This window comes from Mycobacterium scrofulaceum (assembly GCF_001667885.1).
Classification (GTDB): domain Bacteria; phylum Actinomycetota; class Actinomycetes; order Mycobacteriales; family Mycobacteriaceae; genus Mycobacterium; species Mycobacterium scrofulaceum_C.
Window position 1 is genome coordinate 174,049 of record NZ_LZJW01000019.1, and the last position, 14,704, is coordinate 188,752.

At 69.3% G+C, this 14,704-nt stretch carries 13 protein-coding genes; 3 read left to right on the forward strand and 10 right to left on the reverse strand.

Annotated elements, in window-relative coordinates; all coding sequences use genetic code 11:
• Positions 1-189: 189 nt before the first annotated feature.
• The 3 genes from A5681_RS02580 to A5681_RS02590 are packed head-to-tail and all read right to left on the reverse strand — an operon-like array spanning position 190 to position 3,250.
• On the reverse strand, positions 190-1,281 hold the full coding sequence (locus A5681_RS02580) for an acyl-CoA dehydrogenase family protein (protein WP_067269049.1): 1,092 nt from the start codon (positions 1,279-1,281) through the stop codon (positions 190-192).
• On the reverse strand, positions 1,278-2,471 hold the full coding sequence (locus A5681_RS02585; protein ID WP_067269052.1) for an acyl-CoA dehydrogenase family protein: 1,194 nt from the start codon (positions 2,469-2,471) through the stop codon (positions 1,278-1,280). The genes A5681_RS02580 and A5681_RS02585 overlap by 4 nt, the downstream gene beginning before the upstream one ends.
• Before the next feature lie 2 nt (positions 2,472-2,473).
• On the reverse strand, positions 2,474-3,250 hold the full coding sequence (locus A5681_RS02590) for an SDR family oxidoreductase (protein WP_067269054.1): 777 nt from the start codon (positions 3,248-3,250) through the stop codon (positions 2,474-2,476).
• Positions 3,251-3,340: 90 nt separating this feature from the next.
• On the opposite strand from A5681_RS02590, the gene A5681_RS02595 reads away from it, so the two are divergent.
• Complete coding sequence (locus A5681_RS02595; protein WP_067269056.1) at positions 3,341-3,688, forward strand: PE-PGRS family protein; 348 nt, start codon at positions 3,341-3,343, stop codon at positions 3,686-3,688.
• On the opposite strand, the gene A5681_RS02600 is transcribed toward A5681_RS02595, so the two are convergent.
• The gene (locus tag A5681_RS02600; RefSeq protein WP_067269058.1) at positions 3,689-6,922 is read right to left on the reverse strand and encodes an acetyl-CoA carboxylase family protein; all 3,234 of its coding nucleotides are present in this window, start codon (positions 6,920-6,922) and stop codon (positions 3,689-3,691) included. It lies immediately after the preceding gene.
• Positions 6,919-8,454: a class I adenylate-forming enzyme family protein gene (locus A5681_RS02605; protein ID WP_197498482.1), complete on the reverse strand. Its 1,536-nt coding sequence runs from the start codon at positions 8,452-8,454 to the stop codon at positions 6,919-6,921. The genes A5681_RS02600 and A5681_RS02605 overlap by 4 nt, the downstream gene beginning before the upstream one ends.
• 38 nt (positions 8,455-8,492) lie before the next feature.
• Here A5681_RS02605 and A5681_RS02610 point away from each other — a divergent pair, with 38 nt between their 5' ends.
• Positions 8,493-9,326, forward strand: a complete 834-nt coding sequence (locus A5681_RS02610; RefSeq protein ID WP_197498483.1) for an acyl-CoA thioesterase domain-containing protein — start codon at positions 8,493-8,495, stop codon at positions 9,324-9,326.
• A 5-nt stretch (positions 9,327-9,331) separates the two neighbouring features.
• On the opposite strand, the gene A5681_RS02615 is transcribed toward A5681_RS02610, so the two are convergent.
• From A5681_RS02615 to dapB, 3 genes are read right to left on the reverse strand one after another with little or no spacing between them, the layout of a single operon-like run.
• Positions 9,332-9,733, reverse strand: a complete 402-nt coding sequence (locus tag A5681_RS02615; RefSeq protein WP_197498488.1) for a flavodoxin family protein — start codon at positions 9,731-9,733, stop codon at positions 9,332-9,334.
• A 50-nt stretch (positions 9,734-9,783) separates the two neighbouring features.
• Entirely contained in the window at positions 9,784-10,239 is a 456-nt protein-coding gene (locus A5681_RS02620; RefSeq protein ID WP_067269065.1) for a hypothetical protein, read from the reverse strand.
• Positions 10,240-10,246: 7 nt separating this feature from the next.
• A complete protein-coding gene (dapB, locus tag A5681_RS02625) occupies positions 10,247-10,984 on the reverse strand; it encodes a 4-hydroxy-tetrahydrodipicolinate reductase (RefSeq protein ID WP_067269165.1) in 738 nt (245 codons plus the stop codon).
• Positions 10,985-11,088: 104 nt separating this feature from the next.
• Between dapB and A5681_RS02630 the strand changes: the two genes are divergently transcribed.
• Positions 11,089-12,435: an HNH endonuclease signature motif containing protein gene (locus A5681_RS02630; protein WP_067269067.1), complete on the forward strand. Its 1,347-nt coding sequence runs from the start codon at positions 11,089-11,091 to the stop codon at positions 12,433-12,435.
• A 9-nt stretch (positions 12,436-12,444) separates the two neighbouring features.
• Here A5681_RS02630 and A5681_RS02635 read toward each other — a convergent pair whose 3' ends face one another.
• Positions 12,445-13,533, reverse strand: a complete 1,089-nt coding sequence (locus A5681_RS02635; protein ID WP_067269069.1) for a dihydrodipicolinate reductase — start codon at positions 13,531-13,533, stop codon at positions 12,445-12,447.
• Positions 13,530-14,564: a Rieske 2Fe-2S domain-containing protein gene (locus tag A5681_RS02640; RefSeq protein ID WP_067269071.1), complete on the reverse strand. Its 1,035-nt coding sequence runs from the start codon at positions 14,562-14,564 to the stop codon at positions 13,530-13,532. Before A5681_RS02640 ends, A5681_RS02635 begins: the two co-directional genes overlap by 4 nt.
• Positions 14,565-14,704: the final 140 nt, after the last annotated feature.

Below are 14,704 nucleotides of genomic sequence, written 5' to 3' on the forward strand. Positions count from 1 at the left end.
TTTTCACCTCCGCAAGGCGCGGCCGGCCACGTCGTCGGCCACCGCGGACCGACAATGTCTCACGAAACGGCGGCCGCCGCGGGTGTCGGTCGTTCAACGAGGAGCGCATACCGCCGTGAATATGGCTGCGCGCCAACGTATTTCGTGGTTCTCCGACGGTCGGCGGGGAAAAAATCAATCCGAGCCCAACTAGGTTGGGGGCAGGTCGACCAACTCCGCCAGTCGGGCACGGTGACGGTGGGCGGTGCCGAAGATCAACTGATCGCTCTTGGCCCGCTTGAGGTAAAGGTGCGCGGGATACTCCCACGTCATGCCGATGCCGCCGTGCAACTGGACGCACTCCTCGGCCGCGTGCACGGCGACGCCGCTGCAGTACGCCTGGGCCAGCGCCGCCGCGACGGCCGCGTCTTCGTCGGCGCGAGCGCAGGTGTCGGCGGCGTAGCGGGCCGCCGCCGTCGCGGCGCCGACCTCGAACCACAGATCGGCCAGCCGGTGCTTGATCGCCTGGTAGGAGCCGATCGCGCGGCCAAACTGCTTGCGCTGCTTGACATAATCCAGCGTGGTCTCGAAGCACCATTGCGCGACCCCGAGTTGCTCGGATGCCAGCAGCGCCACCCCCGTCCGCAGCGCCTCGGCGACCGGCCGGTCCGCCGGCCCGACGCGCGACGACTCCACGGCCGAAAAGCTCACGTCGGCAAGGGGTCTCGTCATGTCAAACGCCAGTATGGGCGACACCTCCACCCCCGCCGCGGTGCGTGAGACGGTGTGCAGCTCGGGCCCGTCCGGTCCCTCGGCCGGCACCACCAGCACGTCCGCCTCGGCCGCGCCGGCGACGCTGGTGACCGATCCGCTCAGCCCGTCGGCGCCGATCGTGGCCAGCCCGATCCGATCACCCGGCGCGGCGGTCAGCGGCACCGCCAGGGCGGCGGTCAGCTCACCCTGCGCCAACGCGGGCAACGTCTCGGTGTCGCCGGCGCACAACAGGGCGACGGTGGCCAGCACCGCGCTGGACAAGAACGGCACCGGCGCGACGGCCCGGCCGATCTCCTCCATCACGACCGCGGCCTCGCGCGCACCCGCGCCGGCCCCGCCGAGCGATTCGGGCACCAGCAGCCCCGCCACGCCGAGCTCGGCTGCCAGGGTCCGCCACAGGGATGAAAAGCCCTGCGGCTCAGGGTCATAGGCTCGCACCACCGATTCGGGTGGGCACCGGTCGGCGAACAGGGTACGCACGCTGTCCCGCAACGCCTCCTCGGTGTCGGAGTACAGCAGGTCTGTCACCGGTCCAGGTCCTTCCACGGTTTGTCCTTGTCCACGCGATGTTCGCCCGGCAGGCCGAGGATCCGCTCGGAGATGGTGTTGCGCAACACCTCCGACGTGCCGCCCTCGATGGAGTTACCGCGAGCCCGCAGGTAGCGGTATCCCGGCTCGCGACCGACCAGGTCGACCGTTTCCGGTCGGCGCATGGTCCAGTCGTCGTAGCGCAGCCCGGCCTCACCGTGCAGTTCGATCTCGAAGCCCGAGATCGCCTGGGCCAGGCGGGCAAAGGCCACCTTCATACCCGCACCCTCCGGTCCGGGCTGACCCACGCTCGCCTGCTGGCGCAGCCGCTCACCCGCGAGCCGCAGAACCTCAGCCTCGACCCACAACCGCATCAACTCGTCGTGCATGGCGGGGTCCCGCAGCGCCGGCTGGTTTCGCCAGGCCTTGGTGACCTTGCCGATGTGGCCGCCCTCCCGCGGCGTCCCGGCGCGGGTGCCGATCGCGACGCGCTCGTTGTTCAGGGTGGTGGTCGCGACGCGCCAGCCGCCGCCCTCCGGGCCGAGCCGATTGGCGTCGGGCACCCGGACGTCGGTGAGGAACACCTCGTTGAATTCCGCCTCGCCGGTGATCTGGCGCAGCGGGCGCACTTCCACGCCGGGCTGCGTCATGTCGCACAGGAAATACGTCAGGCCGGCGTGTTTGGGCACCGTCGGGTCGGTGCGCGCGACCAGGATGGCCATGGTCGCGTGCTGCGCTTGCGACGTCCACACCTTCTGCCCGTTGACAATCCAGTCGTCCCCGTCGCGGACCGCGCGCGTGGAGACGCCGGCCAAGTCCGAACCGGCACCGGGCTCGCTGAACAACTGGCAGTAGATCTGTTCGCCGCTGAACAACGGGCGCAGGAACTTTCGCTTCTGCTCGTCGGTCCCGAACGCCGCGATCGTCGGCGCCGCCATGCCCATGCCGATGTAGTTCTTGGCGGTGCCCCCCACCGGCGCGCCCGCGGCGGCGAGCTCGGCGTCGACGAGCTCCTGGGCCTTGCGTGGCAGGCCCAGCCCGCCGAAGCCGGGCGGCAGGTGCACCCATGCCAGGCCCGCGTCATACTGCGCGGCAAGGAATTCCCGCGGTTCGGTGGTGGCCGGGTCGTGCTCGTCGAGCAGCGCCTGCACCCGCGCCTTCAGGTCCACCGCCACATCTTCGGTGGTCATGGCTAGCCCTGCGGCCGAGTTTGAAAGCCTTGTGCGGCACCGAGCAGCAGTCCGCCGTCGATCACGAGGGTCTCGCCGGTGATCCAGCTCGCGGCGTCGGAAACCAGGAAGGCCACGGCGCCGGCGACGTCGGCCGGCTCGCCGATGCGTCCGAGCGCGATCGACGATGCGAGCGGGTCCTCGTGGTCCTTCCACAACGCCTCGGCGAGGCGGGTGCGCACCACCCCGGGGGCGATGGCGTTGACCCGGATTCGCGGCGAAAGTTCCAGCGCCAACTGCTTGGTGACGTGGATCAGCGCGGCCTTGGTGGCGTTGTACATGCCCATGGCCGGCGATTGGTGCAGGCCGCCGATGGAGGCGGTGTTGACGATCGCTCCGCCGTGCTCGCCCATCCCTGCTTTGACCACGAGCGAGGTCCACAGCAGCGGCGCCCACAGGTTCACGTCGAAGATCTTGGTGAAACGGGCGTGATCCTGGTCGATCAGGGGACCGTACGCGGGGTTCGTGCCCGCGTTGTTGATCAGGATGTCCACGCTCCCGAAACGCTCGCCCGCGAGGTCCACGCAGCGCCGGGCGGCGTCCTCGTCGACCGCGTGCGCGCCGACGCCCACGGCGTTGCCGTCGACCTGTGCGGCCGCCTCGTCGGCGGCCTCCTGCTTGCGGGCGGTGAGCACCACGTTGGCTCCGGCGGCGGCGAGCTGCTGGGCGATCGCGAGCCCGATCCCGCGCGAGGCGCCGGTGATGATCGCGGTTCGGCCGGTCAGGTCCTGTGAGGTCATCGTGGTGCGCCTTCCGTCGCGCGAAAGCCAACGGTCTCCCGTTCGCTACATGGATGTTTACACGGGTGTGTCGGTGGTATGCGACCCCGCATGTTCTCGAAATTAACCCTTACGAAAAGACTGGTGGTGGGCGGGGCTGCGGCCGCCGCGATCGCGGTTGCCCCGATCGCCATGACCGGTTCCCTCGGCTCGGCACCCGCGCCGTCCGCGGCGCCCTCCCATGTGGTCATCAAGGATGACCCGGGCGGCGGCGGTTGCGACGGCAACGGCAACTGCGGCTCGGGCGGCCAGAACCAGGGCCCGGGCGGCGGTCCCGGCGGTCAGGGCTGCGTCCCGGGCGTCGGCTGCGGCTCGGGCGGCCCGAACGCGGGGCCCGGCGGAATACCGGGCGGACAGGGTTGCTTGCCCGGCGTCGGCTGCGGTTCCGGCCACGCCTGATCAGCTCCGAACCTCCCGCAGTCTGGCAATCCAGGCCCGGGTGTCCGCGGGGTCGATGACGTCGTCGAGTTCGAATGTGGTGGCCGCGCGTAGCGCCTTGCCGTGCTCGTAGGCCGCGGCCACCAGCTTGTCGAACAGTTCCTGGCGCCGAGCTGGGTCGGCCTCGGCGGCCAGCTCCTTGCTGAACCCGAGGCGGACGGCGCCCTCCAGGCCCATCCCGCCGATCTCGCCGGTCGGCCAGGCGACGGTGAATTGCGGTGCCCGGAAGGACCCGCCGGCCATCGCCATCGCGCCGAGCCCGTATCCCTTGCGCAAAATGATCATCCCGACCGGCACGGTCAGCCGCGCGCCCAGCACGAACATCCGCCCGAACCGGCGGACGGCCGCGTCCTTCTCGGCGTCGGGGCCGACCATGAAGCCGGGGGTGTCGCACAGCGAAATCACCGGCAGCCGAAACGATTCGCACAAAGTGAGGAAGTCGCCGGCCTTGTCGGCCGCCTCGGCATCGATAGCGCCGCCGAGGTGGTGGGTGCTGTTGGCGATCAGCCCGTAGGCCGCGCCCTCGACGCGGACCAACGCGGTGACGATGCCGACGCCGTAGTCCGGCCGCAGCTCCAGCACGGAGCCGGTATCGACGATCGCGTCGATCGCCCGGTGCACGTCGTAGGCGCGTAACCGGTTCTGCGGCACCACATGCCGGGCCAACCGCGGGTCCGGCGCCGCCCAGTCGTCCACGCCGCCCTGGAAATAGGCCAGATACTGTTTGGCCAACGACACCGCGTGCGCCTCGTCGCGGGCGACCAGGCCGACGACGCCGTTGCGGCGCTGGACGCCGATAGGCCCGATCGCCTCCGGCGGATACACCCCGAGCCCGCCGCCCTCGATCATGGCGGGCCCACCCATCCCGATGTTGGCGTCCGGGGTCGCGATGATCACGTCACACACCCCTGCCAGCGCGGCGTTTCCGGCGAAGCAGCGGCCCGACACGATCGAAATCAGCGGCACCCGACCGCTCAGCGCGGCCAGCATCCGGAAGGTCGGAACGTCCAGGCCGGCGGCGCCGCCGACGTCGGTGTCCCCCGGCCGCCCACCGCCGCCCTCGGCGAACAGCACCACCGGCAACCGTTTTCGGGCGGCCAGGTCGAACGCGCGGTCGGTCTTGGCGTGGTTGCGCATGCCCTGGGTGCCGGCCAGCACGGTGTAGTCGTAGGACACCACGACGGCCTCGGCCGCCGCTGGGCCGAAGCGGTCCGCGCCGATCGTGGCCAGCCCGGCGATCAGGCCGTCGGCCGGCGTGTTGGCGATGAGGTCGTCTTCCGAGCGGCGACTGCGCTGCGCGGCAATGGCCAGCGCGCCGTATTCGACGAAGCTGCCGGGGTCGATCAGGTCGGCGACGTTCTCCCGCGCGGTCCGCCGACCTTGCTTGTGCCGCTTGGCAACCGCGGCCTCGCGGCCCTCGTCGAGGGTGAAGAGATGCCTCCTGCGCACCTCGTCGAGGTCGGCGCGCGGCCGGTCGAGATCCGTGGCATCGGCTGCGGACTCGCCCCCCTGGCCCTCGCCGGTGCGCGAGAACACCAGCAACGGGTCGCCGGTTCCCACCACCTGCCCGGGCGCCACCAGCGCGCGGACCGTCCGAAGCGCGTCGGGTGCGGCGAGCACGTGCTGCATCTTCATCGCTTCGAGGACGACGAGCTGGCTGCCCGCGCTGACGTGGACGCCCTCGGGCGCCACCTCGATCACGGTGCCCGCCAACTGGGCGCGCAGCACGTCCTCGCCGGGATACAGCTCGACCGGCGCGGCGGGGACCTCCTGCCGGTGCGACGCCGCGGCCGAGGCGAGCTCGGGCAGCGTCTGGTCGAGGAAACCCGTGCTCACCCAACCGGATTCGACCTGCGGATGGGACAGCAGCTCGCGCAGGAAGTCGATGTTGGTGCGGACGCCCTCGATGCCGAACTCCCCCAGGGCGGTGCGGGCCTTACGCAGCACCGCCCGCGGCGACAACCCGTGTACGTGGGCGACGACCTTCGCCAGCAGTGAGTCGTAGTGCGGGCTGACGACGAGTCCGGCCCGGCCGTAGGTGTCCACGCGGATCCCCGGCCCGCTCGGCGGCGAGAACGCGCTGATGGTGCCGGCCGCGGGCACGACCGACAAGTCCGCGGCGAACGTCTCCATGTTCACCCTGGCCTGAATCGCGATGCCGCGGTGGGCGGCGGGCTCGCCCATGACTTCGTTGCCGTCGGAGGCGATTCCGGCCGGTAGCCCGAGCTGGTAGAAGGATGCGCCTCCGGCGATCGCCAGCTGGACTGCGACCAGGTCGAACCCGGTCGTTTCCTCAGTGACGGTGTGCTCGACCTGGATTCTCGGGTTGACCTCGAGAAACACGAACTCCTCACCGGCCACCAGGAATTCGACCGTGGCCAGTCCGCGCAGACCGACTCGCGCGCACAACCGGGCCGCAGCCCGGTGCACGTCATGCCGGAGCCCATCGGAAATCCCTTGGGCGGGCGCGATTTCGACGATTTTCTGGTAACGCCGCTGGATGCTGCAGTCGCGGTCGCCGAGCGCGAGCGCGCGTGTCTGGTGCCCCGCCGGCGCGGCGACCACCTGCACCTCGATGTGCCGCGCGCCGTCGAGGCGCGCCTCGGCGAACAGTGAAGGATCCCCGAAGCCCAGTTGCGCCTCCGCGGCGCACTGTTGGTACGCGCCGCCGATCTCGTCGGCGCTGCGCACCGTGCGCATGCCCCGGCCGCCCCCGCCGGCCAGCGCCTTGATCATGATGGCGCCGCCCTGTGCCGCGAAGAACGCCTCGACGTCCGCGACGGTGCTCGGCCCGTCGGTCGCCGGCAATACCGGCACCCCGGCCGCGACGGCCGCGCGGCGGGCGGAAGACTTGTTGCCCACGAGTTCGAGCACGTCGGCGTCCGGTCCGACGAACGTGTGCCCGGCGCCGGCGCACGCCCGCGCGAAATCGGCGTTCTCGCTGAGGAATCCGTAACCCGGGTGAATCAGCTCGGCGCCGGAGCTTTTCGCCGCCGCCAGCACGGCGGCCTGGTCCAGGTAGGCCCGCGGTCCGGCGCCGGGAAGGCCGATCGCTTCGTCCGCCGCGTGCACGTGCGGAGTCTCGGCATCGTCCTCGGCGTAAACCGCGACGGTGCGGACGCCCAATTCGACTGCGGTGCGGATGATTCGGAGCGCGATCTCGCCGCGATTGGCGACCAGCACCGTCGCGCTCATCGCAGCGGTTCCCCCCAGCGGACCTGCTCGCAGAGTTTGCCCTTGAGCAGCTTGCCGCCGGCGTTGCGCGGCAGCGCGCTGTCGACCACCGTGACGTACTGGGGAACCTTGAAGTCCGCGAGTTGTTCGCGGCAGTGCTCGAGCACCGCAGGCACGTCGATGTCGTCCGACCCGCCGAACAGCACCGCGCCCACCTTCTCGCCCATGACGTCGTCGGGAACCGCCAGCACGCACGCGTCCGCGACATGGGGCGCGGCCAGCAGCACGGCTTCCACTTCGACGCTGGAGACGTTCTCACCGCCGCGGTTGATGATGTCCTTGAGCCGGTCGACGATGTGCACGCGGCCCGCCTCGTCGACGCGCACGACATCGCCGGTATGCAGCCAGCCGTCCACGATGGTCGCCGCGGTCGCCTCCGGCCGGTTCCAGTAGCCGGCGGTGATGTTCGCGCCGCGCACCACCAGCTCGCCGACGCCGTGCTCGTCGCCGCCGAACGGATTCAGGCCGAGATCGACGGACGGGACCGCGTACCCGACCGAGTCGGCGTGCTCGACGGCCTCCCGGCTCGGCAGCACCGTCATCAGCGAGGCCGACTCGGTCATGCCGTAGCCATTGAAGACCGTGGCTTGCGGAAAGGCGTTCTTCACCGAACGCACCAGCGACGGGGCGATCGGGGCGCCGCCGTAACCCACCCAACGCACACCGGAGACGTCGGCGTCGGCAAAGCCATTGTGCCGCAACATCAGTGCGTAGACGGCCGGGACGGTGACCATGACAGAGATGCGCTCGGCGGTCAGCGTGTCGATCAACCCGTCCAGGCTGAGGGCGGGCATGATCACCGACGCCCCGCCCAACCGGGTTGCGGCCAGCAGCTGGGAGTTGCAACCGGTCACGTGGAACAGCGGCACCGAAATGAGCGTGCGCATGGCTTCGCCGAGGTCGCGCGGCTGGTCGAGACAGCGAATCGCGTTCTCGGTGTTGGTCAGGAAGGCTTCGTGGGTCGTCGGGACGCCCTTGGGATGGCCGGTGGTGCCCGACGTGTAAAACAGCGCGGCCACATCGGAGCGGCCCCGCCCCTCCGTCACATAGGGCGAGCCGTCGGGCAGCGGGGTATCGGCCGCCAGGTCCAGCGTCGCCCCGGAGTCGCCGAGCACGAAGTCGACCTCCGGTTGCGCCGAGCGCGTATTGATGGCCACCGCAACGCCCCCGGCCATCACGATGCCCCAGAACGCCAGCACCCAGTCGATGCCTGCGGGGTAACGCACCGCGACACGATCACCGGGCCGCAGCCCGCCCGCGCGCAGTCCACCGGCGACACGCGCCGCGCGGTCCCAGAGCTGAAGGTAGGTCAGTCGGCCGGCGCCGAGCTCGACCACCGCCTCGCTGTCCGGGCGCCGATCGACCTGCTCGGCGAGCATGTCCAGCAGCGTGGCGGGCAGATCTTCGTAGTGCGGGACGCCGTCGGCGTCGCGGGTCACGCCTGTCGTCGCGAACGGATTGTGGTCGCGCGGAATTTCGATCACTGGAGGCATGCCCGGTCCTTACTATCCGGTGTCCTATCGTGATGGCCGTGACGGTCGACGATTCCGCCATCATGCCCGAGGCGTTCTTCACTGTCGACGGCGACTCCTACGTGCCGGGCCCGCTGACCCGGGGACCGTGGGGCGCCGCGATGGGCGGCCAGAATGTCGGCGGTCTGTTGGGTTGGGGCATAGAGCAATCCGGCATCGAGCCCGACTTTCAGCCGGCCCGCCTGACGGTCGACCTGCTCCGCCCGGCGTTGCTCGAGCCGGTGCAGATCCGGACCTCTGTGCAGCGGGAAGGCCGGCGGATCAAGCTTGTCGACGGCGCGCTGGTGCAGAACGGCAACACCGTCGCGCGGGCCAGCGCACTGTTCCTGCGCCGAGGGGAACATCCCGACGGGACGGTGTGGTCGGCACCCCTGGCCATGCCGCCGCTGCCGGCCGATTCCGGCGGATTCCCGGCCGACATGCCGTTTCTGATTTGGGGCTACGGGGCCACCACCGCGGGCAGCCCGGGCATCGCGGCCGGCGAGTGGGAGCAGTCCCATTCCCAGAAGTTCGCGTGGACAAGGATCTTTCGCCCGATGGTCCAGGGCTACGCCCTGACCCCGTTCACCCGGCTGGCTTTCGCCGGTGACATCACGAGTTCGCTGACCCATTGGGGCACTGGCGGATTGCGTTACATCAATGCGGACTACACCGTCACCGCCAGCCGCTTGCCCGACGGCGAATTCCTGGGGCTGGCGGCGCAAAGCCATTACGGCGCGGCCGGGGTGGCCACCGGCGCCGCCACGCTGTTCGATCGGCACGGTCCGATCGGCACCAGCTCGGCGCTGGCCCTGGCCCAGCCGGCCGAGGCGTTCAAGCCGACCCACACCTAGATGGCTCATTCCATCAGCTGGGCAGCGACCGTCGCGCCGAGTTCCCAACAGGCCTGCAGGTCGACCCCGTCCGGTTTGCCCGAAACCAGCACGGTCGCTGCGGCTTTGGTCCAGCCGAGCCCGGTGGTGATGGACATGACGCCGCGCTCGGCGCCCTCGGTGCCCTCGTTGCCGTGCAGGTACAGGCCGAACGGGCGCCCGCGCGTCGAGTCGAGCAGCTGGTAATAGGCGCAGTCGAAGGCGTGCTTGAGCGCACCGCTCATGTAGCCCAGGTTCGCCGGGCTGCCCAGCACGTAGCCGTCGGCCGCCAGCATTTCGGCCGGGGACACGGTGAGCGCCGGCCGACGCAGGACCTCGACGCCCTCGATCTCGGGGTCGGTAGCCCCGGAGACGACGGCCTCGAACATCTCGTGGCAGTGCGGTGACGGTGTGTGGTGAACGATGAGCAGCGTCTTACTCACCGGCGGTCCTGCAGTTCCAGGGCCGTCTTCATGGCTTCCCGCGCCCGGCGGCGGTCCCCCGCGTAGTCGTAGGCGCGGGCCAGCCGGTACCAGCGTCGCCAGTCGTCGGGGTGGTCTTCGACTTCGGTGCGCACGGAGGCGAACAGCGCGTCGGCGGCGGCGCGTTCGATGCGGCCCGACGCCCGCCGTGGCAACGCGCTGGTGTCGAGCTCCATGCCTTCGGCCGCAATGAGATTGGCGAGCTTCTGGTGTGCGAACCCGAACCGCAGGGTCGCCACCATGGCCCACAGCCCGATCAGCGGCATGATCAACACGGCCAGGCCCAGCCCCACCGCGGCGGCCCGTCCCGACGCGATCATCGCGACGGCCATCCGCCCCAGTAGCACGAAGTACACCAGCATCGCCACGCACAGGAACGCGATCAGCAATTGGGTGCGCAGGGCGGCGTTCATTGCGGGGTCACTGCAGATCGAGCAGCGGCTCGAGCCCGACGGTGAGGCCGGGGTGTTCCTTGATGCGACGCACGGCCAACAGCACGCCGGGCACGAACGAGGTGCGGTCAAGGCTGTCATGGCGGATGGTGAGCGTCTCCCCCTCGGTGCCGAACAGGATCTCCTGGTGGGCGACCAGTCCCGCCAGCCGCACCGAGTGCACCGGGATGCCGTCGACGTCGGCACCGCGGGCCCCGGGCAGGCCGGTGCTGGTGGCGTCGGGGTTGGGCGGCAGTCCTTTTCGCGCCTCGGCGATCAGCTTCGCGGTGCGGGCGGCGGTTCCCGAGGGGGCGTCGGCTTTGTGCGGGTGGTGCAGCTCGATCACCTCCACCGAATCGAAGAAGCGCGCCGCCTGCTTGGCGAAATGCATTGACAGCACCGCACCGATCGCGAAGTTGGGGGCGATGAGCACGCTCGCGCCCGGCTTGTCGGCCAACCACCCCTGAACCTGGTCGAGGCGCTCCTGCGTGAAGCCGGTGGTGCCGACGACGGCGTGAATTCCGTTGGCGATCAGAAACTCCAGGTTTCCCATCACCACGTCGGGGTGGGTGAAGTCGATCACCACCTCGGTGCCGGAGTCGGTGAACATGCCGAGCGGATCGCCGGCGTCGACCTCCGCCGACAGCGTCAGATCCTCGGCGGCCTGCACTCCCGCCACCATCGCCGAACCGACCTTGCCCTTAGCTCCCAAGACGCCTACCCGCATGAGCTTCACCCTAGACCGGGCCGATTCATCCACAGTCGGGTGTTTATCCACAGCCGTCGTTTCCGCTTCTTTCACGGGGGCGCGGCTTCGCATACTGTTCGAACATGCGTTCGATAGAGATGCCGCCGGAGGTGACAGCGGCGTTGGATGCGCTCGACGCTGCCGGCGCGTCGGTGCGCGCGCTCAACCTGCGGGGGCTGAGCCCCGGCGTGCGGCTGCAGGTTTTGGAGCGGATGGAGACCGCACGTCGGCAGCAGGTTGCGACGAGTCACGACCTGATTGCCGGCCTGGCGCAGGAGGATCCCGCCGACCTGGGCGGACCCGTCCACAAGGTCATCGGTGACTGGCTGCGGATCAGCTACAGCGAGGCCTCCCGACGGCTTCGAGACGCCAGGCAGCTCTCGCCGCGCCTCACCCTCACCGGCCAGGAACTGCCGCCGGAGCTGGCCGCCACCGCCGGGGCCTGGCGGGACGGCGCGCTCGACGCACAGCACCTGCGCGTGATTCAGACCTTCGTGCGCGACCTGCCGGATGCCGTGCCCGCCGCGACGGTCGAAGCCGCCGAACGTTTCCTGGCCCGGCAGGCGACGCAGTTGCGGCCCGACCAGCTCGAAAAGGTTGCGCACCGGTGCGCGCTGCGGATCAACCCCGATGGGAAATTCTCCGACATCGACCGCGCCAGGCAGCGCGGCTTCACGTGGGCCGGGCAGCGGCCGGACGGGATGAGCATCGGCAGACTGGTCGCCTCCCCGGACCTGCGGGCCAACCTCGACGCCTGGCTCGCGCGCTTCGCCGCTCCCGGCATGTGCAACCCGGACGACGAAAAGCCCTGCGTCGGCGGTGAACCCGATGACGAGTCGGCGGGCAGGGACTTACGCAGTCACGCGCAGCGCCAGCACGACGCGATCAACGCCCTGGTGCGCGGTCAGCTGGGCAATCCGCAGCTGGGCGCGCACAACGGGTTACCCGTCACGGTCATCGTCTCCACCACGTTGCAGGAGCTGGCGGCCGGCACCGGGCGCGCGGTGACGGGGGGTGGAACGGTGCTGCCGATGCCCGACGTGATCCGGATGGCACGCCATGCCTACCACTACCTAGCCGTGTTCGATGAGCACTCGGGCCGCCCGCTGTATCTCGGCCGGTCACGACGAATCGCCACGCCGGATCAGCGCATCGTCCTGTACGCGAAGGACCGCGGCTGCACGCACCCGGGCTGCGACGCGCCGGGCTACTGGTGCGAGGCGCACCACCTCGACGAGTGGGCCGCCGGCGGACGGACCGACGCCGACAGGCTCACCTTCGCCTGCACGCCGCATCACAAGCTGATCGAAAAGGGCTGGCGGACAAGGAAGCTGCCCGATGGCCGGACCGAGTGGCTACCGCCACCCGACCAAGACCGGGGGCAGCGCACGAACGACTACCACCATCCCGAGCGCTTCGAAGACCCTTGACCCGAGCGCTTACCGCTTGAACCGCCCCGCGAATCCGCGTAGCGGCAGGTCGGCGCTGGTGATGAGCCCCGGCGGCGCCGCCACGACCGACTTGATGGCCGCGAGCGCGGGCATGCCGGTGACGGTCATGCCGATGGAGGCGAAGTTGTCCGGGTTCGACAGGTCCACGCCGGGTTTGGGGAAGATCATGTGCTTGTTGTAGATGCACGGGTCACCCTTGATCTGAGTGATGTAGCAGCCCTTGATATTCCAGCTCGGGTCGGTGTGCGGCGTCATCTGCCACTCCAGGTGCGTTTCGACTCTGGGCACCCCGTCCACCATGCCCTGGTACTTGATGTAGTTGCCGCCCAGCGAGCCCTTGGGCAGCGTGTACCAGCCCAGGTCGACATCCTTGGTGCAGGCGCCCAGCTCGTAACTGAACTTGACCTCGTCCAACGGCAGGTCGAAGCAGTCCGCCATCATCAGCACGCTGTCGGCGAATACCCGGGTGTACTTCTCCAGCTTCGCGGGGATCTCCGGATCGTCGACCGGCTGGCCGTAGCCCACCTCGATCCAGGTGTCCTTCGAGTGGTGGCATGACACGTCGACGGATTCGATCGTGGTGACGTTCTCGATGTCGGCGACGTCGGCCGAGCACACCACGCCGAGTATCTGGTTCAGGCCCGGGTTCATTCCCGTCCCGTAGAACGTCGCGCCGCCCTTTTCACAAGCCTCGGCCAGCAGTTGGCTCACCGGCTTGCCCGACGGGTGCGGGTGGTTCTTGTCGCGGTGCCAGCCGGTGATCCAGTCGGCGGTGGTCACGATGTCGATGCCCGCCTCGAGCACCTGCACGTACAGGTCCTCGTCGGGGAACACGCCGTGGAACGTGAGCACGTCGGGCTTGGCGGCGATGATCTCCTCGATGGAGCCGGTGAACTTCACCCCGTTGGGTGATGCGCCGGCAAACTCACCGGTGTCCTTGCCGACCTTCTCGGGCGAATAGCAATGCACGCCAACGAGTTCGAGATCGGGATAGGTGGCGATCCGCTTGATCATCTCCGAACCGACGTTTCCGCTTCCGACCTGGAAGACGCGAATCGGGCCAGCGGGTGCATTCATTCCATCGAGCCTTTCTCAGCTGCTGCGTAAACCTCGGCGGCGCTGCCACCGATACCATCGGGATAGAACTGCTTGGCCCACTTGCGGATAGCGGTGAAGCCCTCGTACTCGTCGGTGGCCAGCGCCGGCGGGTCGGAGTAGCGCTGGTGCTGCCAGATGTCGATGTCCTGCTCGAACTGCCGAATCACCTCGCGACCGAACTCGGCCGCCTTGCGCTCGGCCCGGTCCGGATCTTTGCCGGGGGTGCGGCCGATGTAGACCATGAACCGGACATCGGAGGTGTACTCGTCGACCGGCGTGACCGCGGAGATGGTGCGGTTGTCGATCATCCCCCAGCTCTTGGTCACCGCGATGCCCAGGCCGCCGTTGACGGCCTCGACGCCGCTGTTGACGTCCTCGATCTTCTGCCCGTGGTCACCCTCGAACGTGATGGTGAAGTCGACGAACGACACCGGCTTGGCAAAGTCATGCCGGGTGAATACCGGCACGATGGGCGTGTTGTGCACGAACTTGAAATGCGCGAAGTCGACGCCGTTTTCCAGCACGTACTGCGGATGCAGCTCCAGGGCCGGCCGGTACAACCGCTGCTGCGGGTAGTAGTCGTCGGCGCCGCTGCCATCGTGAAACGCGCCGAACACATCGGGTGCCTCGAAGTACGGCTCCCGGCGCTCGACGTCGTGCCAGATGTAGACCGACGAGTTGCGTTCCACCACGGGGTAGGTGCGGATGCGCCGGCCACGGTTGGGCCGATCCTGGTAGGGGATGCAGACGTTGCGGCCCTCCTGGCTCCACTGCCACCCATGGAAGGGGCACTGCAGGATTTCGCCGACGACCTTGCCGCCGTACCCCAGGTGCGCGCCGAGGTGTTCGCAGTACGCGTTCATGACGGTGAGCTGTCCGGACTCGGCCCGCCAGGCGACCATTTCCTGGCCGAAGTACTTCATCTTGTGCACGTCGCCGACACCGATCTCGTCGGACCAGGCGACCTGGAACCAGCCGGTCGGTTTCATCGACAAGGGCGGCTTAGCCATGCGGGATCCCTCCTTGCACCGAATGATAGGCCGGGCCGACAAGAAATCAAAGTACCCTCTATGAAACTTCTGGCGCGCTGCGCGATAGGCTCGGCAAATGACTCGGCAGGTGAGCGGGGCCGGGACGGCGAACCGGCGCC